The sequence below is a fragment of the Thiomonas sp. OC7 genome (genome assembly GCF_900634595.1).
GTDB classification, from domain to species: domain Bacteria; phylum Pseudomonadota; class Gammaproteobacteria; order Burkholderiales; family Burkholderiaceae_C; genus Thiomonas; species Thiomonas arsenitoxydans.
Genome location: NZ_LR131953.1, coordinates 1,095,077 through 1,119,256, shown reverse-complemented (window position 1 = coordinate 1,119,256; position 24,180 = coordinate 1,095,077). Strand labels below are relative to the sequence as shown.

The 24,180-nt window shown below is 59.2% G+C and carries 17 protein-coding genes, 1 tRNA gene and 2 pseudogenes; 13 read left to right on the top strand and 7 right to left on the bottom strand.

The genetic code is table 11. The features are described 5' to 3' along the window. Nucleotide 1: 1 nt before the first annotated feature. The 4 genes from urtD to BIO17B3_RS05325 all read right to left on the bottom strand — a co-directional run bounded on the left by urtD (nucleotide 2) and on the right by BIO17B3_RS05325 (nucleotide 4,876). Nucleotides 2-748 carry an urea ABC transporter ATP-binding protein UrtD gene (gene urtD / locus BIO17B3_RS05340; RefSeq protein WP_156053314.1) on the bottom strand — a complete coding sequence of 249 codons (747 nt, stop codon included), beginning with the start codon at nucleotides 746-748 and terminating at the stop codon, nucleotides 2-4. 48 nt (nucleotides 749-796) lie between these two features. Then, entirely contained in the window at nucleotides 797-1,876 is a 1,080-nt protein-coding gene (urtC, locus tag BIO17B3_RS05335) for an urea ABC transporter permease subunit UrtC (RefSeq protein ID WP_156053313.1), read from the bottom strand. A 27-nt stretch (nucleotides 1,877-1,903) separates the two neighbouring features. Then, nucleotides 1,904-3,550: an urea ABC transporter permease subunit UrtB gene (gene urtB, locus BIO17B3_RS05330; protein WP_232054190.1), complete on the bottom strand. Its 1,647-nt coding sequence runs from the start codon at nucleotides 3,548-3,550 to the stop codon at nucleotides 1,904-1,906. Nucleotides 3,551-3,631: 81 nt separating this feature from the next. Further along, a complete protein-coding gene (locus tag BIO17B3_RS05325; protein WP_172979055.1) occupies nucleotides 3,632-4,876 on the bottom strand; it encodes an urea ABC transporter substrate-binding protein in 1,245 nt (414 codons plus the stop codon). Between the two features lie 413 nt (nucleotides 4,877-5,289). Here BIO17B3_RS05325 and BIO17B3_RS05320 point away from each other — a divergent pair, with 413 nt between their 5' ends. From BIO17B3_RS05320 to istB, 11 genes and pseudogenes are all read left to right on the top strand, one after another. Then, nucleotides 5,290-6,465, top strand: coding sequence for a transporter substrate-binding domain-containing protein (locus BIO17B3_RS05320; protein WP_156053312.1), 1,176 nt, complete (start codon nucleotides 5,290-5,292; stop codon nucleotides 6,463-6,465). After that, the gene (locus BIO17B3_RS05315; protein ID WP_156053311.1) at nucleotides 6,462-7,064 is read left to right on the top strand and encodes an ANTAR domain-containing response regulator; all 603 of its coding nucleotides are present in this window, start codon (nucleotides 6,462-6,464) and stop codon (nucleotides 7,062-7,064) included. The genes BIO17B3_RS05320 and BIO17B3_RS05315 overlap by 4 nt, the downstream gene beginning before the upstream one ends. A 689-nt stretch (nucleotides 7,065-7,753) precedes the next feature. Then, on the top strand, nucleotides 7,754-8,476 hold the full coding sequence (locus BIO17B3_RS05310; protein ID WP_156053310.1) for a carbonic anhydrase: 723 nt from the start codon (nucleotides 7,754-7,756) through the stop codon (nucleotides 8,474-8,476). 1,066 nt (nucleotides 8,477-9,542) lie between these two features. Then, on the top strand, nucleotides 9,543-10,037 hold the full coding sequence (locus tag BIO17B3_RS05305) for a hypothetical protein (RefSeq protein ID WP_156053309.1): 495 nt from the start codon (nucleotides 9,543-9,545) through the stop codon (nucleotides 10,035-10,037). Nucleotides 10,038-10,357: 320 nt separating this feature from the next. Next, a complete protein-coding gene (locus tag BIO17B3_RS05300) occupies nucleotides 10,358-11,470 on the top strand; it encodes a hypothetical protein (RefSeq protein WP_156053308.1) in 1,113 nt (370 codons plus the stop codon). A 320-nt stretch (nucleotides 11,471-11,790) separates the two neighbouring features. Continuing rightward, complete coding sequence (locus tag BIO17B3_RS05295) at nucleotides 11,791-13,701, top strand: AAA family ATPase (RefSeq protein ID WP_156053307.1); 1,911 nt, start codon at nucleotides 11,791-11,793, stop codon at nucleotides 13,699-13,701. Between the two features lie 233 nt (nucleotides 13,702-13,934). After that, nucleotides 13,935-15,020, top strand: a complete 1,086-nt coding sequence (locus BIO17B3_RS05290) for an IS630 family transposase (protein WP_370512643.1) — start codon at nucleotides 13,935-13,937, stop codon at nucleotides 15,018-15,020. Nucleotides 15,021-15,109: 89 nt separating this feature from the next. Further along, complete coding sequence (locus BIO17B3_RS05285) at nucleotides 15,110-15,268, top strand: hypothetical protein (protein ID WP_156053306.1); 159 nt, start codon at nucleotides 15,110-15,112, stop codon at nucleotides 15,266-15,268. A gap of 250 nt (nucleotides 15,269-15,518) precedes the next feature. Then, nucleotides 15,519-16,385, top strand: a pseudogene (locus tag BIO17B3_RS05280) (transposase); the annotation flags it as partial. A gap of 156 nt (nucleotides 16,386-16,541) precedes the next feature. Next, nucleotides 16,542-18,098 carry an IS21 family transposase gene (istA, locus tag BIO17B3_RS05275; protein WP_156053305.1) on the top strand — a complete coding sequence of 519 codons (1,557 nt, stop codon included), beginning with the start codon at nucleotides 16,542-16,544 and terminating at the stop codon, nucleotides 18,096-18,098. Nucleotides 18,099-18,136: 38 nt separating this feature from the next. Continuing rightward, a complete protein-coding gene (istB, locus tag BIO17B3_RS05270; protein ID WP_156053304.1) occupies nucleotides 18,137-18,895 on the top strand; it encodes an IS21-like element helper ATPase IstB in 759 nt (252 codons plus the stop codon). Between the two features lie 197 nt (nucleotides 18,896-19,092). Here the strand turns inward: istB and BIO17B3_RS05265 are convergent. The 3 genes and pseudogenes from BIO17B3_RS05265 to BIO17B3_RS05255 form a co-directional block, all read right to left on the bottom strand. Then, a pseudogene (locus BIO17B3_RS05265) lies at nucleotides 19,093-19,977 on the bottom strand (IS630 family transposase); the annotation flags it as partial. Nucleotides 19,978-20,754: 777 nt separating this feature from the next. Next, complete coding sequence (locus tag BIO17B3_RS05260) at nucleotides 20,755-22,164, bottom strand: tyrosine-type recombinase/integrase (RefSeq protein WP_156053303.1); 1,410 nt, start codon at nucleotides 22,162-22,164, stop codon at nucleotides 20,755-20,757. Between the two features lie 121 nt (nucleotides 22,165-22,285). Continuing rightward, a tRNA-Ile gene (locus tag BIO17B3_RS05255) sits at nucleotides 22,286-22,362 on the bottom strand. A gap of 169 nt (nucleotides 22,363-22,531) precedes the next feature. On the opposite strand from BIO17B3_RS05255, the gene BIO17B3_RS19350 reads away from it, so the two are divergent. Further along, entirely contained in the window at nucleotides 22,532-22,666 is a 135-nt protein-coding gene (locus BIO17B3_RS19350; RefSeq protein ID WP_255421397.1) for a hypothetical protein, read from the top strand. Nucleotides 22,667-22,717: 51 nt separating this feature from the next. Further along, entirely contained in the window at nucleotides 22,718-24,169 is a 1,452-nt protein-coding gene (locus BIO17B3_RS05250) for an MFS transporter (RefSeq protein WP_156053302.1), read from the top strand. Nucleotides 24,170-24,180: the final 11 nt, after the last annotated feature.

Here is a 24,180-nt window from a genome sequence, read left to right as displayed (position 1 = left end):
ATCAGCGTCCCAAATAAACCTGAATCACACGGGGATCGTTACGGATCTTGTCCATCGAACCCTCGCCGAGAACATGACCTTCGTGCAGCACCGTGACCAGATCGGCAACCTGCCCGACGAAGTCCATGTCGTGTTCGATCACCACAACGGCGCGCTCCGGAGACTTCAGGCGGGTGATGAGTTCCGCGGTGCGCTGGGTCTCGTGGTCGCTCATGCCGGCAACGGGCTCGTCGAGCAGAAGAACCTGCGGATTGGCCACGAGCATCATGCCGATTTCCAGCCACTGTTTCTGGCCGTGCGACAGGGTTCCGGCGAGCTGGCCCGGGAACTCTGCCAAGCCGATCAGTTCCATCACATCGCCAATCTGTCTGTGCTGCTCGCTGCTCAGACTGGAGCGCAACATGTCCATGTAGCCCCGCCCACGGCGTATGGCGAGTTCGAGGTTCTGCTCAATATTGAGCGCATCGAAAATGCTGGGCTTCTGAAATTTCCGGCTGATGCCATAGCGGGAAATCGATGCCTCATCGTGACGCGAAAGGTCGATCGTCTTGTTGAGATAGACCTCTCCACTCGTCGGACGCGTCTTTCCGGTGATGACATCAAGCAAGGTCGTCTTCCCGGCACCGTTCGGGCCGATGATGGCGCGGACTTCCCCATAGCGAATGTCCATGGTGAGGTTTGTGATGGCCGCGAATCCTGAAAAATTGACGTGCAGGCCGTCCACGTAGATTGCAGTGAGTTGTTTCATCGTCAGTCGTTTCTGGGCTAGATCTGCGTTCCCGGTTAGCGTCCGGCCTCAGCGCGAGAAGCGCATCAGCGCGACGCGTGTTTCGCCCCAAAGTCCTCGTCCCATCGCAATGGTGATCAGCAGGGTGACGCCAGCGAGAATGAAGGGCCAGATACTTGGTGCCGCGGCGGTCAACCAGAACTTCAGACCGTTGACGAGGATTGCACCGATGATGGCGCCGATCAGGGTGCCACGGCCGCCAATGGCAACCCACACCGCGATTTCAATCGACAAAGTCGGCGACACGATCGTGGGATTCACGATGCCGATCTGCGGGACGTAGAGCATTCCCGCCAAGGCTGCCAACACTGCGGAAAGGCCCCACGCCAGAAGCTTGAGCACATGCGTCTTGTAGCCAAGGAAACGCATGCGTGCTTCATCATCGCGAATGGCGACCAAGGCCCGCCCCAAGCCCGATGCTGCCAGGAAGCGCAGCAGCAGATAGGCGGCGGCGAGCACCAGGCAGGCCACCACTGCAAGCCCGATCTGCGTCGACACATTCGACAGGGGAAAACCCAGAATGCGAGTGAATCCCGTCAAGCCATTGTTTCCGCCCAAACCGACATCATTGATGAACAGCAGCAGCATCAGAGCATAGGTCAGCGCCTGTGTGATGATGGAGAAATAGACACCATTGATGCGTGACCGGAACGTGACGAAACCAAACAGAGTCGCGACTGCGACCACGAGCGCGACGCAAAGCACCAGCATGGCGCCGAAGCTTGACACGAGGTTCCACAATGGCGGGAAAGTGCTCCATCCCATGTACTGCATGAAGTCGGGCAGGACATGTGTCTGGGAATACGAGGCATCCAGCAGATACATGCCCATCATGTACCCGCCGATACCGAAGAAGATGCCGTGTCCGAGGCTCAGCATTCCGGCCATTCCCCAGACGAGGTCAAGCGCCAGGGCGAGCAGGGCAAAGCTCATGATCTGGCCGATCAGATTGATGCTGAACAGCGACAGGGAAAACACGCTCCCCTGCGGAAACAGGTAATGCGAAACCGGCATATAGACCGCCAGCATGACAATTAGCCCGGCAAATCCGAATTCGACCTTCTGCTCAAGACGTTTCTTAATCAACATGATCTATATCGCTCCATCGATTCGGCGTCAGCCGCGCGTCTTCACCGTGAAGAGCCCGTTTGGGCGTTTCTGAATGATCAAGACGATGATCAGCAGCACGGCCACCTTGGCCGCAACAGCCCCGTAGAAAGGTTCGATGAACTGATTGATCTCGCCAAGCGCCAGGGATGAAACTGCAGTACCCACCAAGCTTCCGGCACCCCCGAGCACGACGACCATGAACGCGTCGATGACGAAGCCGGCGCCCATGAAAGGGTTCACCGAAGCGATCTGGGTCAGCACCACGCCAGCCAATCCAGCCAGCCCCGCACCCATGGCGAAAGCCAGTCTGTCGATACGCTGTGCCGGCACGCCAAGACACTTCGCCATGTCGCGGTTCTGCGTCGTCGCGCGCATCAGAAGGCCGATGCGTGTGGTGCGGATGACTGCATAAGTCGCCAGGAACACAACCAATGAAAAGCCGATGGCGAAGAGCCGGTTGTAGGTGACGAAGAAGCCGCCGACGACCTGTGCGCCACCGTTCAGGAAGGCCGGCGTGATGAACTCGACGTTCTGAGACCCGAAGGTGAGTTGCACAAGTTTGATGATCGCGATGCTCACCGCCCAAGTCGCCAGCAATGTCTCCAGCGGCCTGCGATAGAGATGGCGGATCACGAAGTATTCAAGCAGCACACCAATCAGCCCGCATGCCACGAATGCCACCGGAATCGCAACAAAGAGATAGACATCGAACATGCCGGGCAGATAGACACGCATGAGGTGCTCGACCAGATAGGTGGCATAGGCCCCAAGCATGATGAATTCCCCGTGGGCCAGATTGATCACACCCATCAGTCCGAAAATGATGGAAAGGCCGATGGCGGTCAGAAGCAGAATGCCTGCGTAACTCAGTCCGCTGAACAACATCGACAACGCCTTGCCGATGGAGAGCCACTTGTCGATGTTGCGCAAGGCCGCCCTGGCCGCATCGGCAAGCTGCGGAACCGCACGCACCTGATCGTTGGTCAGGTAGTCGGTGAGCAGGGTGCGCGAAGTCTCGCTGGGAGCGCTGCCGAGAGCTTCGATTGCATCCAGTTGTTCCTTCTGGTCGCTGGAATACAGACCACGTTTGGCCATGGCAAGTTCCAGCGTGGCCTTGATGTCGGCATCGCCCTGGCGCTTGATGGCAAGCTTGAGGATGTCCGGATCGAGCAACATGAAGAATTTGCTGATCTGAGCGGCCCCTCTCTCGCGTAAATCCCTCTGCTTGCTAAACAGGTCCATCTCGGCCTTCGCCACCGCGAGCTTGCGCATCATCACAATGGTCGGAACATAGGGGTCCCCGCTCGAAGCACTCTGCGTGGGTGCGAGCGTTACAGCATCCAGGCTGCCCGACGGATGCAGGATGACTGCGCTGCCACTGGAGTCGCAAGCCAATTGCCCATCGCGTATCGCCAGTACCAGAGTGTTGGACCACTCGCGGTTCGATGTGTCAGTTTGCGTGCCAAGGCCAACCAATTTGGCAAGCGCATCCATCTGATTGCCTGCGACGCAAAAATCATGAACCACAGCAGCGCGCTGGTCGATCGCCGACACGGCATTCGATGCGAACGACACTTGGCCACCCAGGCCGCAGAGGCAGAGCGCCATGGCGGCAAACCCGACCTTGAGCGACAACCGTTTCCAATCCATCATGAGACTTCCGTGAAAGTTTCGGCTGCATTGCTCCGTGCATCCCGCGACCACTCGGGGGATGCACGGGCCATGCGCGGGAGATCAGGCTTTGACAAATGGGCTGAACGGAATGGGCTTGACAACGTCCTTCGACTTCCACAGGATGTCGAAGCCTTGATTCGCGTTGATCGAGCCGATCATGTCGCCACGCCAGAGGTACTGGTTAGACATATCCATCTTGTCAACGTAGCCTGCCGGATCCTCAATCGTCAGCCCCGCGAGCGCCTTGCGCACCGCGGCCGTCTTGGTGGACTTGGCTTTCTCGACGGCCATGGCCCAGAGGTTGAGGCCGAGGTACGTGGAGACCATGGGGTCGATGACCATATCCGGGCGGTGCTTCAGCTTGTTGGTTTCGACATAGCTCTTCCAGTCGGACTTCAGCTTGGTGTTCAGAGGCGTATTGACGTTCTGGAAGTAATCCCAGCAGCTCAGGTGCCCAACCAGCGGCTTGGTGTCGAGACCCTGGAGGTCGCTATCCACGACATCCAGGCCGAGGATGGGAATATCGGTCGCGCGAATGCCCTGGTTGATTGCCTCCTTGAACAGCGCCGGGATGGAGTCACCGACGACCGTCATCACCACGATGGCCTGGCCACCGGGCTGGGCGGCAAACTCCTTGATTTCGCGGACGATGGTCTGGAAATTTGACTGTCCGAACGGAACGTAGTGCTCGCGCCAAGCGGACTCTGGGATGCCCTTGGTCTTCCAGTAACCCTTCAGGATCTTGTTGATCGTGCGCGGCCAAACATAGTCGCTCCCGATCATGTAGAAACGCTTGGCACCGCCGCCGCTCGGACTCATCAGATACTCCACCGCAGGCAGCACGGAGCTACTGGGCGGTGAATTCAGGTAAACCACGTTTTTCGATTGCTCCTCGCCCTCGAAGTGCAGCGGATAGAACAGCAGACTATCTTGCGCCTCCACCACCGGGAGGACGGACTTGCGGGACACGGAGGTCCAGCAGCCAAAGATGGCGGCAACCTTGTCGCTGAGTATCAGCCGCTTGGAAAGCTGGGCATACATCGGCCAATCGGAGCCCGGATCGACGACGACACCCTCGACCTTGCGTCCCAGGACCCCGCCGCGAGCGTTGATCTGGTCGATGGTCATCAGGGAGATGTCCTTGAGGAGCGACTCGTTGTTCGCCATGGTTCCGGACTGTGAAAACAGCAGGCCAAGCTTGATCGGTTCCTTGCTCCCGGCGGCAAGCACCGATTGCGGCAGCGAGGTGCCCGCAACAGCAGCCACGCTTGAGCCGAGGGCGGAAAGGAATACGCGTCTTTTCATGACATAGCTCCAAAATAAGTGGTCTGAAAAACACAAATAAAAAAAGCCCGAAACCAGACACGCTGGTTTTCGGGCTTCTATGGCCGGTGCCGCTCGAGACGCCTTTGTCACGAACGACTGAATCAAGTCGGATGGATCGGGGCTTCAAGGTTCATCCCGATGCCGACGCTTAACCCATGCAAGTGCCGTGCCAGCGCACCACGACTGGGGTGTTTGTGATCATCATGACTCGGGCAGCAGGGGGAGAGGACTTGCATCACCGCCGCTGAGCACGGTTCTTGCTAAAAACGCATGTCCATCTCAGCGCGGAAGTGCCCCGATATGACGCACAACGCACGTTAATCGTGCAACAAGACGAAGGTCCACCTCAAATTGGTGCGCATTCTTCCCGCCTAGCCAACTCTGTCCACACCATGTCGCATTCGAAAGACGGTCCGATCAAGATCGGGGTTCTTTATTCCACCACCGGCGTGACCTCGACGGTCGAACAAACTCAGCAGCGCGCCGTCATCATGGCTGCCGAGGAGGTGAACCGCGCAGGCGGCATCCTTGGCCGCGAGATCGAGCTGGTCTGCGTGAACCCTGAGAGCAATCCGCGCCGTTATGCGGGGCTTACCGAGGAGCTCATCCTTGAGCACGACGTACACCTCATCTTCGGTTGCTATATGTCCAGTACGCGCAAGGCGGTGATTCCCATCGTCGAGCGCCACAACGCACTGCTCTTCTACGCAACGCCGTATGAAGGCTTCGAATACAGCCGTAACGTGTTCTACGGGGGGGCGGCTCCGAACCAGAACTCCCTGCCCCTGGCCGGGTTCATGCTGTCGCACTTCGGGTCACGAGTATGGATGGTGGGGTCGGACTACATCTGCCCCTACGAGTCCAACCGCGTCATGAGCGACCTCATTCTCGAACGTGGAGGCGAGAAAGTCTCCGAAACCTATCTTTCGCTCGATGCGCCCTGGGAGAGTTATCTGGAGGTCGCGCAAAAGATCAAGAACGCCATGCCCGACTTCATCTTTTCCACCGTCGTCGGCGAGGGCACGCCGCTACTTCACCGTGCCTTCGCCGCTGTCGGACTGGACCCCTATGCCATGCCGATCGCCAGTCACATGACCAGCGAGGCCGAAGTCTCCATCATGGGGGCCGATCTGGCCGAAGGCCATATCACCTGTGCCGCCTACTTCCAGTCCGTCGACACGCCGGAGAATCGGCAGGCCATCGCGCGCTACCGCGAACGATTCGGCGATCACCTCGTCACAAATATGTGCTGGGAGGCGGCGTACTTTCAGATGCACATGCTGGCCGATGCCATCCGGCGTGTCGGAAGCGAAGACACTGAACATCTGCTGCGTGTTCTGCCAGGTCTGGAACTTGACGCCCCCCAGGGCAGGGTACGCATCGACGGACACAACCATCACACATACCTTCTGCCGAGAATCGGGCGCGTCAACGCGCAGGGCCAATTCGACATTCTGGCGAGCGCCCCGGAACGCGTGAAGGCCGATCCCTATGTCATATCGCACTCGACACCGGACTGGCTCGGCCTGGGGAATTGGAGAACCGCGGCGGCGGAGGAGCGCAAATGACACGCGCATCCGAACCCGCTTCGGTTCTGCGGCAGATTCGGTCGCTCCAAGTGGTCGTGATCCATCCGCAGGATCAGGACGGCGAGGAGTTGTCGGCTCAACTGCACCGCATCGGTTGCAAGGTCCTGACCTACTGGCCCGAGCTGAAGGTCCTCCCACCGGACGCTGGACTCATTCTGCTGGCGGTTCGTCCTGAGACCCTGGGCATCGAGTATCCCTGGATCGGCCAGCCATCGACTCCGCCAGTCATCCCGGTGGTCACCTACGAAAGCCCCATCACCATCGAGGCCGTCCTGCAACTCAACGCCTTCACAACGATCGCGTCGCCGGTGCGCTCGTTCGGCCTGCTGACGGCCATCGCCGTGGCGCTCATGCAGCACAAGGCACGCGACAGTCGCGAACATTACATCCAACGGCTAGAGCAAAAGTCAGCCAAGCAACGCGTCGTCCAACAGGCGAAGCAGATCATCATGGAGGGTCGCGGCTTGTCCGAGGATGAGGCCTACTCCCTGCTGCGCGACCAATCCATGCTCAAACGCGCCAACATCGAGGACATCGCCCACAACATTGTCGAGGCCCACAAAACGCTAGGGTTCTAGGATCGTCGCTTCAGCCAACCGTGCGCGACGGCGAAGTCTGGCCGACCGACGGCCAAATCGCATTACCTCACTGCGCGGCAGGTGTCGGACCGGCAGTTTCATGTGAAGGGAATGTCGGTGATTCCAGCCATGAATGCAGGCGCCGTATTGGCAACCGGGGGCCGAGCATTCCAGAACTGTGTGTGGCGACGCGAAGCCCGGCGTGAGTCACCTTGCCGACCTTGTGTCGAACCTCATGACCCATGTGTATCCATGACGGCGGCCGGATTTGGATCATGGCCCAGCCACCGTAGCTCGAGGCGCCGAAACCGCGCTCGGCCAGTCGCCGGCCCGACTCTTTGCGGTCCCGAGGGGCAATCGAGCTGGCGACAGTGCGCCGCGCCCTCGATGGGCCGTTTGGTGATGCAAGTCAAGCAATCTCATCGCCCGGCTGTTATAAGTGGTTACATGCGCTCGTCCGGGCCTGTTGGCGGTTGCATCGGAGTCTATGATGACACCAACAATGGCTCGAAATCGCTTAACCGCCTCTGCTTGCGCCCTTGTGGTGTCCACACGAATGCCAAGTTCACTGGCGCGCCTTGTGTGTTACGAGGGAATTGCTTGTCGATAGCGCTTTGTCACAACGCTACCCGCATGTTGCTCAAGTCCATCTCGGTACGCACGTCCAGAGACATTTTGGAGATCCAGCCATGTATTCCATATTCGCGAAAACGTTGCTCGCCGCGGCACTACTACTGACCTCGCTCGCCAGCGGTGCGGCCAGCCCTGCTGCTTCACCCACGCATCCTGACCTTACCCAGATCAAGGGCGCCATTCAGCATGTCTTGACGGGAAATGACCAGTATGTCAAAGGCAGGGCGGCATCTTCCTTTGCGGCACGGATCGCCGGACAGCATCCGACTGCTACTGTGGTGAGTTGCTCGGATTCCCGTGTGCAGGCCGAGGCAATCGACGAGGATCCAGAGGGCGACCTGTTCATGGTGCGCGAGATTGGCAACCAGATGGTGAGCGGCGAAGGCTCGGTCGAATATGGCGTACGCCATCTACACACGCCGCTGTTACTCATCGTTGGGCATTCGTCGTGCGGGGCGGTGAAGGCCGCGATGGGCAATTACGCGGATCTTGAGCCTGCCATCAAAAGCGAACTCGACACACTGAAAGTGACCAAGGGAAATACCGATGATGCGCAGGCGGTGAAGCGCAACGTCGAACAGAACGTCAATGAACAGGTAAAGGTCGCGCTCAAGAAATTCGCCGCCGAGGTGAAGGATGGCAAGCTTGCCGTGATAGGCGCCGTGTACGATTTTCGTAATGACTACGGGCAGGGGCATGGCCGCCTCGTGTTTGTCAACGTCAATGGCACGACCGACCCCGCGCAGATCAAAACGTTGCTGCAGAGCTATCGCCGCTAGTGAAACGCCCCGGATTTTGAGGTGGCTTGTTGACCATCGTGACCTGGCTGCCTAACAGACGACTGTCTGCAACGGCCGAGTTGCCGCCACTGGCCGGTTCTCGGCCGAAGCAGGCGTTGGGCACGGCTTGTGCTGACGACCGCTATGCCGCAGCCAGCGGTCGCAGGAAAAGTCGGCTTCCTGAACGTCCGCCTCCTGCGCCCGCGAACTCGCGCCCTCGCCACGGATTCCCCCGTTCGTCTTGCCCGGGCTACGATGGCCGATTACGGAGAGGGTCAGTTACACAGCACATCTACCCGCGCAAATGGCCTCATCCCTTGCTGCCTCAGGCGCCGCGTGATACGGAGCAGGCCACGCACAAACCTTGGTCGAAAACCGCTGAGGCTGGCATGATGGAGTTCCAGTATGCTCCTTTGACCACGGACTGACTACGGAAGTGGATCGCGGCAGACGGAGAACAGTCTTCAGTGCACGCCACAAGACTCTTCCATACGAACAGTTTGATAGCCGACATACTCCAACCGATGCGCCGATTCTCACTTCAAGACGGGATTTTTGGCAAGCCACGTCGGCAAGCGCAAGGGAGGCCGACATAACAAATCGAGACGATTTTCCCGCTGGCGTCCGCGAACACCTCGCACGCCGCGCGGCTCAGCATTGTTCAAATCCGAGTTGTGGCATCCCCACAAGTGGCCCCCATCAGGACGAACATCGTTCAGTTAGCATCGGAGTGGCGGCCCATATTACTGCGGCCGCTGCCGGCGGCCCTCGATACAACTCGATTTTGACCGCGCCAGAGCGCTCGTCGATAATCAATGGAATTTGGCTTTGCTCGAATTGCGCAAGATTGATCGACGTAGATCTAAAAGAATACACAGAGGAATTACTTCGAATCTGGAAAAGAAACCAAGAAAACCGGATTAAACAACACATGGCTGGCGTCTCAATTCCAATCGGTAGGCGCCACCCCGGCATACTAGAAATCTCAAGAATTGGAGTAAATTGGACCGAAAATCGAAAAGCGTGCATACTCGACATTAGAGCTTCCAATGGGGGAGATTCCGACGTGCTGATCAATTCGGTCGAATTTCAGGTGCTTGAATCTATGATGCGTATGCCGCTAGGTCAGGCTTCTTATTCTGCAACGTACGACGTCGATTTTAGCGATCTAAAAGAATATTCGGACTCGGTCGAATGCGATGTTGCGCAGTTGTTGCACCCAGGCGAATCTGATAGATTTGCAATAGTTATTTCGGCCCCGAACTTACATTATTTTGGAGGGTGGCGCCTAGAATCCCATTTTCGCACGAATATAGGAAAGGTGGCTGGCCCGATCATAGAAGTGTGGCTCCCAAGGCCCGGAGATATTACACCTTTTTCCGAACTTGCAAAGACTCTTGCAGAGAAAGTGCAGGAACATATAGATCGAGGGACTCCGGGGATATATGGGGGGCGCGTCGCTATCGCCGAAGCAGGAAAAATCGGAGGATTTAAGACGTCGATAAACATTGGAACGGCGGTGATTGATTACTACGGAGCGCTTTCTCTTGCACGTTTTTGAAATGCCGTTTTGAAGGGTGCTCACAGATGCATTGCGACTATCGAAACGACGTCTCAGCACTACCGAGAAATGGCTTCTCCTGGGGAAGGCGCCTACCGCGGGATTCTAAGATGGCCAACATTCATTCGCCGAATGGCAGAGGGCGGCATTCCAACGGCCTGCTAGAGTAACTAAAGGCACACGGTCTATCCTGCGTGCAGTGCCACTCGGTGCGCGCCGGGGATTCGGCTTCCCTTTCGCGCCCGTCGCGAAATACTACGCTGGCCACTTTCTGACGTTGGCTCGGTCAGAAATTATCTTGGCCACAAAAGGACGAAGTTATGCGACTGCACTCAACTCCCACATCCGCTCACGATGGAGAGATAACTTTCCTTGCCATTGGCGAGTGCATCGCCGCGGTTTGTCTCTATACAGCGATAGGTGTTTATCTGCACACGGTACTTTTCTACTGCATTGCGATTGTTCTCGCTCCTTTGACACTACTTCGAACAGAACTATCGAGCAGTTTTGCGATGGCCGGTGGGTATACGATAAGACTCCTCCTCACTGGGAAAAAAACGCTACCGAAGATTATTCTAATATGGTTAATCGGCGGACCTTTATTGCGTGTGATCACCACGATCAATGGATTCTTCCATCAGCCAATTGTCGCGATTCGATCTATGCCCGGAAATTGGATTCGACAAGCTCTCTGTACTGATATTTACCACCCCCCTGAGATTTTTCAATCCGAGAATATATTGGCCGACAATTTCAGGAGCAGGTTGCCAACATTCCCTGAAATGCTGCGCAACGCGCGGAAGGTGAAGCTAATTGTTGCCGGGCACGGAAGATCGCAGATCTGGTATTATTTTTTTCTTTTTTTTATGTTTTTTCCCTACATTCCTTCTATCATTTACAGGATTTCATTCAAAGCAACGTCAATCGTTTACATGCCCTTGGTTTGGGCGTCTCAGATAACGCTCCGAAATTCGAATCCGTGGCCGTACACGGCCGAAAGAATTTCGAAGGGAAAATTCGAGGCCGATGTTCGCAAGGTGTCTCTTATCGTGCTTGTCTTTTTTGTTTACAAGATCGGTTTGAACGCCGGTCTCATCACTGAGAAAGCAGCTATAGATAAATACGTCAGCAAGGAGTTCGTCGATTCATTTCTTGAGCTTCGAAATTGGCCGTGGTGGGAATTTGCATTGGCAGCAAACGTGATTCTTACGTACATTATTTACTACGTAGCGGATTGGGCGATATCGATGAACGATTTCTTGTCGGACCGGAAAAAAAATGTTCTGTCCGGTTTTTTCTCATTTGCACTGTTTGTCCGAGCTGCACTTTCGATCGCGTCTGTCACGTACTTGGTCTGTCTCGCATTTCTCTATGTCTTTTGGTCGATATATATGAAGGACGCCTCTTACTCATACCATTTGTTGACAACTTGACGGGGAAGGGCAGCTTCCGGTGCATTACTGGCATTGCGACGATCCTCCGCTAATGTCAGCAGTGGCCGAGGACCGGCCAGTGGCAGCAACTCGGCCGAAGCGGGCACTGAGCGAGCCGAACCAGGCTGCCGCCTTGCAGCGGTAGCAGTCGCTCGGACCCAATATCTCTGGTGACTGCTCACGAGAACACCGGCCACCAAAGAGCCATCGAGACCCATCAACACCCAAGCCTTAACATCTCGCTCAAACTGGTCAACCAAGTGTGATGGTGGGTGCGGCTGCACGCCGAATTGCAGGACCAAGAAGCAAGGAGATCGCCCATGCGCCTGAAGTCGTTCCAAGTTCGTCTGTTCCGCAACGTCATCGACTCAGGGCCGATCAAGGTGGCCGACAGCACCTGCATCGTTGGTAAGAACGAGGCCGGCAAGACATCCATCATTGAGGCGCTGCATCGCCTGAACCCGGCGAAGCCGTGTCCGCTCGTCCTGCTGGATGACTACCCGCGATGGCTGAAGAAGCAGCACGAGATCTCTGGTGAGATCGACAATGCGGTCCCGATCACTGCCGATTTCACGCTTTCGGCTGACGAGATGGCCATGTTGGACGGACAGTTCGGGCAGGGGGTGCTGAGCGCACCGACGCTTACCGCATTTCGCAAGTACGGCGGCGATTTGCAGTTACATTTACCCATCGACAATGGCCGGTTCGTCAAGTGGTTCAGCGATCAGCACATTGATGCTGGTCTGCTCGGCCCGAAGGTCGCCGGGGCCGGCAACGCGTCGGAACTGTTGGAGAAATTGACGGCGGCAACTGCAGAGAAGAGCGAAAGCGGCGAGCCCACGCCGGAAGCCCAGGCGGCAAAGCAGGCCAAGACCGAGCTTGAATCATTGCTGGACGGATCCAAGGGGCTCACCGCGGCGCTGGAAAAGATACTGTGCCCCCTGATCCCGAAAACGTTCTACTTCAGCCAGTATTCCCAACTGCGCGGACGCTACAACCTCGGCACTGAAGTGTTGCAGGCGTTGAGCACGCCCTCCGCGGACGAGGAGATTCAGGCCGCGGCCGATTTCCTTACACTGGCCAAAGTGGCGCCGACAAACGTCGAGACTTGGGATTTCGAGCAGTCGAACGCCGAATTGGAGGCAATCTCTAGCCTGCTTACGCGGATGGTGAAAGCCAACTGGAAGCAGAACCAGCATCTGAGGCTCGTGGTGAAGATCGAGCCCGAACTGCGGCCGAATGGGCAGACTGAGCGCTATCTGCAGTTCCGCGTCGAGGACACGCGGCATGATTTCAGCAACCGCCTCGACCGTCGGTCTACGGGGTTCAGATGGTTCGTCTCCTTCATCGCATCGTTCTTCGAGTTCCAAAAGGACAAGAACCTGATCCTGCTGTTGGACGAGCCGGGGCTCAGCCTGCACGCGCGGGCGCAGAAAGACTTGCTAGACGCTATCGACACAAACCTCACAGACGGTAGGCAGGTGGTGTATACGACGCACTCGCCTTTCATGGTGCGGACGGAATCGCTGGGCCGTGTGCGCATCGTCGAAGACAAGGGGCCGGATCTCGGCGCCGTGGCAACCAACGATGCCGGCACCACGTCCGACCCCGACACGCTGTTCCCGCTGCAGGCCGCGCTCGGCTATGACATTGCGCAGAACCTGTTCATCGGGAACCGGAACATCCTGCTGGAAGGCACGTCGGATTTCATCTACTTGGTTGCTTTCTCGTCGCACTTAGGCTCGCTCGGGCGCGCGGCGTTCCCAACGAACTGCCGCCTGCTTCCGGCAGGCGGTGCCACGAACATTCCGACTTTCATCGCGCTGCTCGGCGGCAAACTGGACATCGTGGTTCTGCTCGATGGCAAGGCCCAGCGCCAGCGCATCGACGCCGCTATCGCGCAGGGCCGGCTCAAGGCCGGCAACATTCTCAGCGTCGAGCAGTTTTGCCCAGTCAAGGGCGCGGACATTGAAGACCTTTTCGAGGCGGATGAGTATCTGTCCATATACAACGGTGCGACGAAGCAATCGCTCAAGATGGAAGACCTCAAGGGTCAGGATCGCATCGTCAAGCGTATCGAGCGCGTTGCCGGGGAGTTCGATCACGGTCGCGTGGCAGGGTACTTCCTAACGCACCAGCATGAGATTGTGCCGAAACTTTCTGCTGACACGTTGCAACGCTTCGAGGACGCGATTGCCGCACTGGTGAAGGCCCTGCCGCCAGTGCCGTAACGCCTCTGCGCAGCGCAGCGGGAACGCTGGTGCTTGCTTTGCCGGGCTATGTCGTCTAAACCATCAGAGCGCTGCTGCGCAGAGGAGAAGGTTTCGTGGTCATCGTGTTGATTCGCCGCTCCGTACGGCCAGAGAGGGAAGCGGAGTTTCTAGTGTAGTGTTTGATTCTTGAGTGAACTTAATTGAGTTGCTTGTCTCCAATGTTTTACTACGGTTTGCATTGGAGAGAGCAAGTGCGCGTTGCCCCGGCGATTGAATTGACCACCGAGCAGGAAAGCGAGCTGACGCGGCTGGCGCGTTCCAAGCGCACCAGCGTGCGACTGGCGCAGCGCGCGCGCATCGTGCTGCTGGCCGCCAAGGGCGTTCAGAACAAGGAGATCGCCGAGCAGCTTGGTATCGGTCGCGTGCAGGTCGCGCGCTGGCGCGAGCGCTATCTGCAAGCGGGGCTGCAAGGCATCGAGCGCGACCTGCCACGTGGCGCGCCGCCGGTCAAGGTGGACGCAGCCAAGCTGGTGGAGCTGACCACGCAAAGCACGCCCGAGACCGCCACGCACTGGAGCACACGCAAGATGGGTGAGGTTCTGGGCGTCAGTGCGAGCACTGTCATGCGGCATTGGCAGGCGCACGGTCTGAAGCCTCATATCGTGCGTGGCTTCAAGGTCTCGCGCGATCCGAAATTCGTCGAGAAGCTCGAAGACATCGTGGGGCTGTACATGTCCCCGCCCGAGCATGCGCTGGTGCTGTGCTGTGACGAGAAGAGCCAGGTCCAGGCGCTGGACCGCACGCAGCCGGGCTTGCCCATGAAGAGGGGCCGTGCGGCCACCATGACGCACGACTACAAGCGCAATGGCACGACCACGCTGTTTGCCGCACTCAACGTGCTTGACGGCCAGGTCATCGGCCAGTGCCAGCAGCACCATACCCACGTTGAATGGTTGAAGTTCTTGCGCCAGATCGACCGCGAGACGCCCAAGGACAAGACGCTGCATCTGATCGCCGACAACTACGCCACACACAAGCACCCGGCTGTGCAGGAGTGGCTGGCCAAGCACCCCAGGTTCAACATGCACTTCACGCCCACCTCTGCGTCGTGGCTGAACATGGTCGAGAGATTCTTCCGCGACATCACCACCGAGCGGCTGCGCCGCGGGGTGTTCACCAGCGTGCCCGAACTCGTGGCTGCCATCGACGAATACGTCGCACATCACAACGTCAACCCCAAGCCGTTCATCTGGACCAAGAGCGCTCGCGACATCCTGCAGAAGGTCATTCGCGCGAATAGACGCTTAAGTTCCAAACAGAATGGAACACTACACTAGCGGCCTAGGCCCGCGAGAAACCAGATCACCCAGACTTTGTCTCAGAGACACTGACGAAGGTCGGCAATTCGAGCGAGTTGCCTGATTCGATGAGAAGCCTGCCCATCGGCGGTGAAGGCGTCACTTACGTCAACGTGGCGATGTGGAAGTCAGCCAAGTCGTTCGAAGAGCAATTCAACCCGCAGACAACGCATGACCCCGAGATCGAATGTGGAGATCGGGCGCGTGTGGTGCTGGAAGTGTGCTGAGAAGAACCGCCACCGTCGCCGATGCGATTGACAGCCTTGGGCTTCGTCAAACACTGCCTGATAAGGCAGGTTGTTAGCTAAGAGCGCCGCGAATGAGACGCAAGGTGTGCGACGCCGGCATTCACGTCAATGTCTCCCTTGTGCGCACTAGCCGTCACACGATCCACTAGGAGGCTGTCGGACTTTCCAGGCTTTCGCCTGATGGATGAATCCGAGACAATGGCGACAGTCCATTGAGGAGTTCCCCGCGATGAGCCGCTTCGTTTGTGTCGACCGAGACACAGCCTACCTTTTACCGCCGTCGGTGGACGAGTGGTTGCCCAGTGATCACCTCGCGCGCTTTGTGGTCGAAGTGATTGATCGGCTTGATCTGGATGATCTGGTCAAGCAGTACGCGGGCCGGGGCTCGGCCGCGCATCACCCTGCGGTGCTGCTGGGACTGCTGATTTACGGGTATGCCAATGGAGTGCATTCGAGCCGCAAGATTGAGCGCGCGACCTACGACTCGGTGGCGTTCCGCTATGTGGCGGCCAATACGCACCCCGACCACGACACGCTGGCGTCGTTCCGGCGGCGCTTTCTGAAGGACATTGAGGCGCTGTTTGTGCAGGTGCTGGTGCTGGCGCGCGAGATGAAGCTGCTCAAGCTTGGGCACATTGCGCTGGACGGCACGAAGATCCGAGCCAACGCGAGCAAGCACAAGGCGCTGTCGTGGGCGCATGCCCACAAGATTGAGGCGCAATTGCGCCAGGAAGTCCAGACCCTGCTGGCCTTGGCTGAGCAGAGCGACCGTCTCAGCGCGCCCGATGGCATGGATGTGCCCGCCGAGATTGCCCGCCGCGAGGACCGTCTGCGCGCCATCGCGCAGGCCAAGGCCAAGATTGCGCAACGCGCCGCCGAACGATTCAAGGCGGAGCAGCAGGAGTTTGAGGCCAAAGAGGCCAAGCGCCGGGCCCAGCGCGAGGCTGGCAAGAAGCCGCGCGGGAGGGATCCCGAGCCGCCCCAGGCTGGCCCCAAGGACAGCGACCAGATCAACCTGACGGACGAGGAGTCGCGCATCATGCCGGTGTCCGGCGGCGGCTTCGAGCAGAGCGACAACGCCCAGGCCGGCGTGGATGAGTATTCCGGCCCAACGTGACCGGTGATTCCGACGAACGTGACCGCTGCAAACGGCCACGCCAATCGGCGCGGCGGTATACGCCGCCAGTGCGGTGTTGCGCATAAGCCCAACCGCGGGTCGGGTAGTTTCTTGCCTTTTTAGACAAGGAGCCCCATGCCTGCTTTAAGGATCAATATGCGCAAACTCAAAGACGCCCTGCGTCTCAAATTCGAAAGTGGGCTGTCTCACCAGCAAATCGCTTCTGCCCTGGGCATCTCCAAAGGTGTGGTCACCAAGTACGTGGGCCTGGCCGTCGCGGCTGGATTGAACGGGCAATCCATCGCCGCCATGGATGAGGCCACGCTGGAGCGCCGCCTGCTGGCCTCACCGCGCCCCAGCGACACCTACGCCCAGCCCGACTACGGGCGCATCCACCAGGAACTTGCCCGCAAGGGCGTCACCCTCACGCTGCTGTGGGAGGAATACTGCGCCCAAGTTGGCGACGAGCACAGTGCAGACCACCCCGTCAAGCCGTGGCGCTATTCGCAGTTCTGCGAGAACTACCGCCGATTTGCCAGGCTTCTCAAGCGCTCCATGCGTCAGGTACATCGTGCAGGAGAGAAGCTGTTCATCGACTATGCGGGCCCCACCATTGCCCTGATCGATGGGGGCCAGGAAGTGGGGCGGGCCAATCTCTTCGTGGCCGCCCTGGGGGTGTCGGGCTACTGCTTCTGCACGGCCACGCCGGCACAAGCGGCCAAGGACTGGCTGGATGCGACGGCACAGGCACTGCGCTTTTATGGCGGCGTGCCCCAGCTCATCGTCCCCGACAACCCGCGCGCCCTGGTCACCCAGGCCGATCGCTACGAGCCGGTGCTCACCGAAACGGTGCGCGACTTCGCCCGCCACTACGGCTGCTCAGTGCTGCCCGCGCGCGCCTACCACCCGCAGGACAAGCCCAAGGTCGAATTGAGCGTACTGCTGGTGGAGCGCTGGATCCTGGCGCGCCTGCGCAAATTCCAGTTCGCCAGCGTGCAGGAGGTCAACGACGCCATTGCCCCCCTGCTGCAATGGCTTAACCAGCGTGCCTTTCAAAAGCTCCCTGGAAGCCGTGCCAGTGTGTTTGCCCAAATCGACGCCCCGGCGCTGATGGCCTTACCGGTTCAGCCCTGGGAGTGGTCGGTCTTCAAAACGGTGCGCGTGCACATCGACAGCCATGTCGAATTTGAAGGCCACCGCTACAGCGTGCCCACCGCCTTGGTGGGGCGAACGCTGGAGTTGCGGGTGACGGCCCATGCGCTCGAAGCCCTGCACCGTGGAGAGCGGGTGGCCAGCCACATGCGCTGCGCGCACAAGGGCGGCTTCACTACCGTGACCGAACACCTGCCCGAGCGCCACCAACACCAGGCGCAATGGACACCCGAGCGGCTCATCGCCTGGGGCCAGCGTATCGGCGTGGCCTGTGCGGCCACGGTGCAAAAGATGCTGGAGCGTCAACCCCACCCCGAGCATGCCTACCGCGCCTGCTTGGGCCTGCTGTCGCTCTCCAAGCGCTATAGCCCGGCCCGGCTGGAGGCGGCCTGCACCATGGCTCTGGGCCTGGGCACCAGCAAATACACCCACATCCGCGACATCTTGCTCAACCGGCGCGACCTGTTGCAAGCTAGCGCCACTCCTGAGTGGACTTCTCCCGCACACGCCCATGTGCGGGGCGCGAGCTACTACCAATGAAACCTAGCGTGAACAAGCCCCGTACGGAGAACTCCAAAATGATGATGAACACCACCTTGAACCAATTGCGCAGCCTACGCCTGGAAACCATGGCCCAGGCGCTGGAGCAGCAGCTCATACAAAGCGGCATCAGCGCCATGAGCTTTGAAGAGCGGCTGGCCCTGTTGGTGGACCGCGAGGTGCATGGCAGGCAAGACCGGCGCTGTGCGCGTTTGCTGAAGTCGGCCAAGCTCAAATACCCGCAAGCGGCCATTGAAGACCTGGACAGCCGCGCCACGCGGGGCCTGGAGCGCAGCGCGGTGATGAGCCTGGCACTGGGAGAATGGGTCAAGTGCGGGCACGCCGTGCTGATCACCGGAGCCACCGGCGCGGGCAAGTCGTGGCTGGCGTGCGCGCTGGCCCAGCATGCCTGCCGACGTGGCCACAGCGCGCTGTACCAAAGGGTTCCACGCCTGGGTGAAGAGTTACGTATTCGCCACGCCAACGGCACATTTACGCGTTGGCTCGATACGCTCAAAAACACCGACGTCTTGCTGCTTGACGACTGGGGCATGGCTGGCATGGATAGCCAAACCCGGGCGGACCTGCTGGAGATCATTGACGACCGGGCCAGCCAGCGTGCCACCATCATCACCAGCCAGTTGCCGATTGAGCACTGGCACGAGTGGATCGGTGACCCGACCATGGCGGATGCCATGCTGGACCGGCTGATGCAAAACCACCACCGCTTCACGCTCACGGGGGAATCGCTGCGCAAGAAAAATCGCCCCGCAAAAGAGGAGAGCACCGAAAGCTAATCCAGCCCGTTCAAGGAGGGCCTCCGGCGGCCTGCCGGGGGCCTATTGATTTAAAAACGAACCCCTTAAAGACAAGGAAAAACAGCCGGAAATGCAAGCCGGCATAAACTCAAAACGCGCAATACCGACCCTCGGTCACGTTCACCGCAATGCCGGTCACGTTGCCAGAATCAGCGGTCACGTTCGCCGGAATACGCATTGAGCCAGGAGCTGTACGTCGGGATGAAGTGCATGGTCCAGCGCGGATGTGCAGCCAGCCAGGCCTTGACCTTCGGGTGGTTGTGCGTGGCGTAGTTGTCCGCGATGCAGTGGATTTCGAGCGCGGCCGGTACAGCTCGCTCGATCTCCCGCAAGAAGGACAGGTACTCCTGATGACGATGCCGCGGTTTGCAACTGGCCAGCACCGCGCCGTTGAGCACGTTCAACGCGGCGAACAACGTGGTTGTGCCGTGACGCTTGTAGTCGTGGGTGACGCCCTCGACGTAGCCGAAGCCCATGGGCAGCATGGGCTGTGTTCGCTCCAGGGCTTGGCACTGGCTCTTCTCGTCCACGCAGATGACCAGCGCGTTGTCGGGCGGGCTCAGGTACAGGCCAACGACGTCGCGCAGCTTCTCGATGAAGAACGGGTCGTTGGACAGCTTGAAGCCTTCGGTGCGATGGGGTTGCAAGCCGAAGAGCTGGAAGTAGCGCGCCACGCTGCTCTTGGAGATGCCAGTCTCGGCGGCCACCGAGCGCACGCTCCAGTGCGTCGAGCCGTCGACCGGCTTGGTATGCAGGGTGGTCTTGATCAACTGCGCCACGCGTTCGTCGTCGATGGTTCGCGGCTTGCCCGGGCGCATGTCGTCGTACAGGCCGGCAATGCGGCGATCGACAAAGCGCGATCGCCACTTGCCCACCGTGGCCATGCTCAGCTTGAGCCGCTCGGCGATGTCCTTGTTTTGTTCACCGCTCGCACTGTCCAGAATGATGCGCGCACGCATGCTCAGCGCCGCCGGCAGCGAGCGGCTGCGAGCGAAGGATTGAAGCTGCGAACGCTCCGCGTCCGTCAGCAAAAGTTCGGCCTTCGGCCTGCCTGTTTTCATCGCGGTATCTCGGGTTCAAAGATACCGCACTGGCATGCAAGATTAATGCCAGTTATTTACGGGACAGGACACTAGCGAGGATGCTGACCGACCGTGCATCGGAACTCAAGTTGGACCTTGGCGTTACTCAAGCCGAAGTCATCGAACGAGCCTGTAGCGGACCATTTGCAGACGACTCAGGGCGTGATGCCAAAGAGGCTGGGCGGGTGGTGCAGGGCGCACCGAGTCGCTGGGCCGGGCGGCCCAGCACGACTGTCCGCGGTCGATGAGGAATTGAATGAGGAAGCGCCGTTCAATATGCGAATAATTATTATTTTGCTGATGCCGCTGCTTTTGAGCGCATGTGCAGCTGGCGGTGCCCCGGGAGATTTCGGCGGCAATCAGACCTCTGGGGCAACCGGAAATTCCGGCTTGGTGATACATGGTGAGATTGACCAGGGAGTCGTTATGCATCCGTGAACATCGTGCGTCAGCGGTTGCACCTTACGGATGCAGTCAATGGGAACATGCTGGGCGGGAGTGCGGTGGACAGACGTCAGATACGTCGTTACGAATACCCAATCACCCGCCTGACAAGCAGGAGGATGTCTCCGAGTCGGCGGTTCGGCCGGCAGAGATGTTGCCGACGGGGTGGGTGGACTGAACCTGCTAGCTGCCGATGCGCTCTCGATTCATTTCTAGCCAACTGCCGGTGCGCACAGCCCAAGCAACGCGCGGGACGTTCGAGCCTGCAGAGAAACCATCGAAAATTTGCTAGTCGGTGCGCTCGTTAACGGATTAGTCTCCATCTGATTCGGTGCGAGGAACCAAGGCCGCTCTCAATTCCTCGAACTGTTCGAGCGTGAGGGGCTTATTCGGTGCCGTTGAGGTGCCGTCATCTGGCTGCAGCCGATTCTCCCGCTCCACTTTTCTTGCCGGATTTTCATGAAAATACACGGCCCCGTGGCGACGTTCAAATTCCTGTCTGGTTTTGAGCTCTTGTTGCATCTTTTTGGGATTGATGCGCCGCTCGAGGGGCGGGTTGATGGGGACGAGCATCTCACCTGGGGCGAGTTCCCGAGATGTGTGTTTTCCGGGGCTAATGGCGGCATCTACAGCGTTATGAATCAGGCTGTCCAGCGCGTTCAGGACGCCACGAGAATGCTCGGCCCTGAGGTGCTTGTAACGCCATAGTGCTTGAGCGGTGCGATGGCCGGAGACTGCCGCGATTTGTCCGTCGGACAAGGTAGTCCTCTCAAAGAGACGTGAAACACCCTCGTGTCGTGCGACATGCGGGACGATGCCCATCTCTTTGAGGTTCAAGTCGCGAGCGACGACAGCCCAGATACTTGCGTAGTTGAACGGCTTCCATGTTCCTTTTTTGCGTGCTGCAGTGGTAAAGATGTAGGGTGAATTTGTGTCGTCGGAGTCGATGTAGCGTTCGAAACTGAGAGCTATTGAGTTGGGGATGATGATGGCCCGTTCATCCTCGTTCTTCGTCCGTGGAATGTGAATTTGTGGAGGGTTGCGTCGATACCAATCTTTTTTTGCGGTTGCAAGTTCGCCAGGTCTGCAGACCGACGAGAAAAGCAGCCGAAAGAAGACATAGGCACGCGTGTCTCCCCGCACCTTTGGATGGGACAGGATTTGGCCGATTAGCTCGTCGTTGATGCGCGCAGTCCGCCGATTTGAAGTGGGGCGCTTGACGTCACGAGTCGGATTTGACTCCATCCAGTGCTGGCTGATAGCGAAATTGCACATCGCGGAGAGGGCCGCGACTTCGAGCCTGATTTGGTCTGGGCTCAGGCGCGCATCCGGGTCACTCTGTTTGACTCGGGCGGGACGCGTTTTTCGCCGCATCGCGATGTAGTTGCGCACGTCGTCTTGCGACAACTCACTGAGGCGTTTCGAACCGAGTTCCTTGATGACTGGAAGTTGCTTCGCGAGTTCGACCCGTCGTGTCACCTCAGCCTTGCTCAGCCAGTCCTCAGATTCAACATAGGCAGCGAAGCCTTCTTTGACGGTCTTGCGAACGTCCTGGCGTTTGACGGTTGGCGCAACCCATCTGCCAGCCCGCATCCGTTTTTCGGTCGCGTTTGCCCAAACTTCGGCTTCATCTCGGCGGTCGAAGGACTGAACGGCCTTCATCTCTTTGACGCGAGCGAATGCTCGAAACCGCCCGCTGGGCATTTGCACTACGGATGCCATGTCCACTCCTTTTTGCTCACGTTTGCTCACGCCCGGTCGGGTGTGAGCAAATTTTGAGGCAAATAGGCGCTGTCTTGCAAGCGGAATTTTCTCTAACTTCTTGTATTGACTTGGAAAAAATTGGTAGGCCGTGCTGGGCTCGAACCAGCGACCAAAGGATTATGAGTCCTCTGCTCTAACCAACTGAGCTAACGGCCCAACTTGTTGGATTGCGCGGGAACGTCTCGCGCAAAAGGCGACATCTTAGCGGGCGAAGGTGGGTGATGTGGGTAAGCGAGACACCCTCCATCACATCTGGAACGAGCCGCGCGGCTACGCTTGCGCTTTGGTACTTTCCGCAGCCCATAAAACCCTCTGGAAATGCAGTATGAAAGGCGATGCCAGGGCCATTCAATATCTGAACAAGGCGCTGAAGGGTTTGTGCCAGAGCATGGGTTTGCAGAACGATCTGCAGACCGTGTGCGGCCTGCAAGATCGGCGGCGATTAGCGTTCACGGGCTAAGCTTGCATTGCGGCCCGACTGGGCCGCGCGTTGTTTTGAGGGATGCTCTGCATGTCGCAAACTGCTGTTTCTTCTCCCGCCACAGAGTCGGATGATGCTGTCGTCAGCCGAGCCGCATTTGTGCGCTTGTTCGCTGCGGTCATGCTGCCAATTTTTTTGGCCGCCGTCGATCAGACCTTGCTGGCGGCCGCCACACCGGCCATCGCGCGTGATCTGGGCGACTTTGCCGATAGCGCCTGGATCGCCGTGGGCTATTTGCTGGCCTCCACCATCATGGCGCCGCTGTACGGACGTCTCGGAGATCGCTATGGCCGCCGCGATGCGCTCATGGCGGCGCTGGGCCTGTTTGCGCTGGGTTCGCTGGCCTGTGCTGCAGCGCAGGGCATGTGGTGGTTGATTGGCGCGCGGCTGCTGCAGGGTCTGGGCGGTGGCGGTTTGATGGTGATGAGTCAGGCACTCATCGGCGAAGTGGTGCCGCCGCGCCAAAGGCCGCGCTTTCAGGCGTATTTCGGCGTGGTGTTCGTGCTGGCCAGCGTGACGGGGCCGGTTTTGGGCGGCTTGGTCGTCAGTCACTTTAGCTGGCGCTGGCTATTCATCGGCAATCTGCCGCTGGCTGCGCTGGCGGTGTGGCGGGTGTCGCGCCTGCCGGCCAGCGCGCGCTATGCGCAACCGGGGCAGTCGCACGATGCCCTGGGCGTGTTGTTGTTCGCCGCCTCGGCTTCCACCCTGCTGTTGTGGCTCACCCTGGCGGGGCACCGTTTCGCCTGGGCTTCGCTGCCCAGCGCGCTCATGGCGGGGACGGCATTGGTGCTGGGCATAGTGCTGTTCTGGCGCGAGCGGCGGCATCCCCACCCGTTTCTTCCCCTTGAGTTGCTTCATCTGCCCGCCATCGGATGGACGGCCGCCACCATGGTGCTGTTTGCGGCGGGCTTGTTCGCTCTGGTGTTCTTTCTGCCGGTTTATCTGCAGGTGGGACACGCCACCGGCGCGGCGCACGCGGGCCTGCTGCTGTTGCCGCTCACCGCCGGGCTGGTGCTCGGCTCCAACGCCACAGGCCGCGTGGTGGCGCGCACGGGCCGTCCCGATGTGCCGGCCCGCTGGGGGTTGAGCGTTGCGGCGATGGCGCTGGGCTTGCTGGGCGTGGTGCCTGCGGCGCCGTGGGTCATCGGTGCGCTGGGGGTTGCGGCGGGGCTGGGATTCGGCACGGTGATGCCGACGGCGCAACTGGTGGTGCAGACGGTGGCGGGGCGTAGCCGCTTGGGCGCCGCGGCGGCCACGGTGTCTCTGGCGCGCTCCACCGGGGCGGCGGTGGGCACCGCGGTGTTTGGTTCGCTGGTGTTCGGCCTGACGTCGAGCGCCGACTTACAGGCCGCTTTGCACACGGCAGACCCCGCCGCGGCTCAATCGGTGATTCGCGCTTTCCATCTGGCGTTTTTCTGTGCCGGCGGGCTGACGCTGCTCGCCGCCTGGACCTCCACCCGGGTGCCGCGCGTGGCGATTTGACGACGCGCGCC

Coding starts and splice junctions, on each gene's coding strand:
- urtD (WP_156053314.1), bottom strand. CDS start 748: ATGAAACAACTCACTGCAATCTACGTGGACGGCCTGCACGTCAATTTT.
- urtC (WP_156053313.1), bottom strand. CDS start 1,876: ATGTTGATTAAGAAACGTCTTGAGCAGAAGGTCGAATTCGGATTTGCC.
- urtB (WP_232054190.1), bottom strand. CDS start 3,550: ATGATGGATTGGAAACGGTTGTCGCTCAAGGTCGGGTTTGCCGCCATG.
- BIO17B3_RS05325 (WP_172979055.1), bottom strand. CDS start 4,876: ATGAAAAGACGCGTATTCCTTTCCGCCCTCGGCTCAAGCGTGGCTGCT.
- BIO17B3_RS05320 (WP_156053312.1), top strand. CDS start 5,290: ATGTCGCATTCGAAAGACGGTCCGATCAAGATCGGGGTTCTTTATTCC.
- BIO17B3_RS05315 (WP_156053311.1), top strand. CDS start 6,462: ATGACACGCGCATCCGAACCCGCTTCGGTTCTGCGGCAGATTCGGTCG.
- BIO17B3_RS05310 (WP_156053310.1), top strand. CDS start 7,754: ATGTATTCCATATTCGCGAAAACGTTGCTCGCCGCGGCACTACTACTG.
- BIO17B3_RS05300 (WP_156053308.1), top strand. CDS start 10,358: ATGCGACTGCACTCAACTCCCACATCCGCTCACGATGGAGAGATAACT.
- BIO17B3_RS05295 (WP_156053307.1), top strand. CDS start 11,791: ATGCGCCTGAAGTCGTTCCAAGTTCGTCTGTTCCGCAACGTCATCGAC.
- BIO17B3_RS05285 (WP_156053306.1), top strand. CDS start 15,110: ATGAGAAGCCTGCCCATCGGCGGTGAAGGCGTCACTTACGTCAACGTG.
- istA (WP_156053305.1), top strand. CDS start 16,542: ATGCCTGCTTTAAGGATCAATATGCGCAAACTCAAAGACGCCCTGCGT.
- istB (WP_156053304.1), top strand. CDS start 18,137: ATGATGATGAACACCACCTTGAACCAATTGCGCAGCCTACGCCTGGAA.
- BIO17B3_RS05260 (WP_156053303.1), bottom strand. CDS start 22,164: ATGGCATCCGTAGTGCAAATGCCCAGCGGGCGGTTTCGAGCATTCGCT.
- BIO17B3_RS19350 (WP_255421397.1), top strand. CDS start 22,532: ATGAAAGGCGATGCCAGGGCCATTCAATATCTGAACAAGGCGCTGAAG.
- BIO17B3_RS05250 (WP_156053302.1), top strand. CDS start 22,718: ATGTCGCAAACTGCTGTTTCTTCTCCCGCCACAGAGTCGGATGATGCT.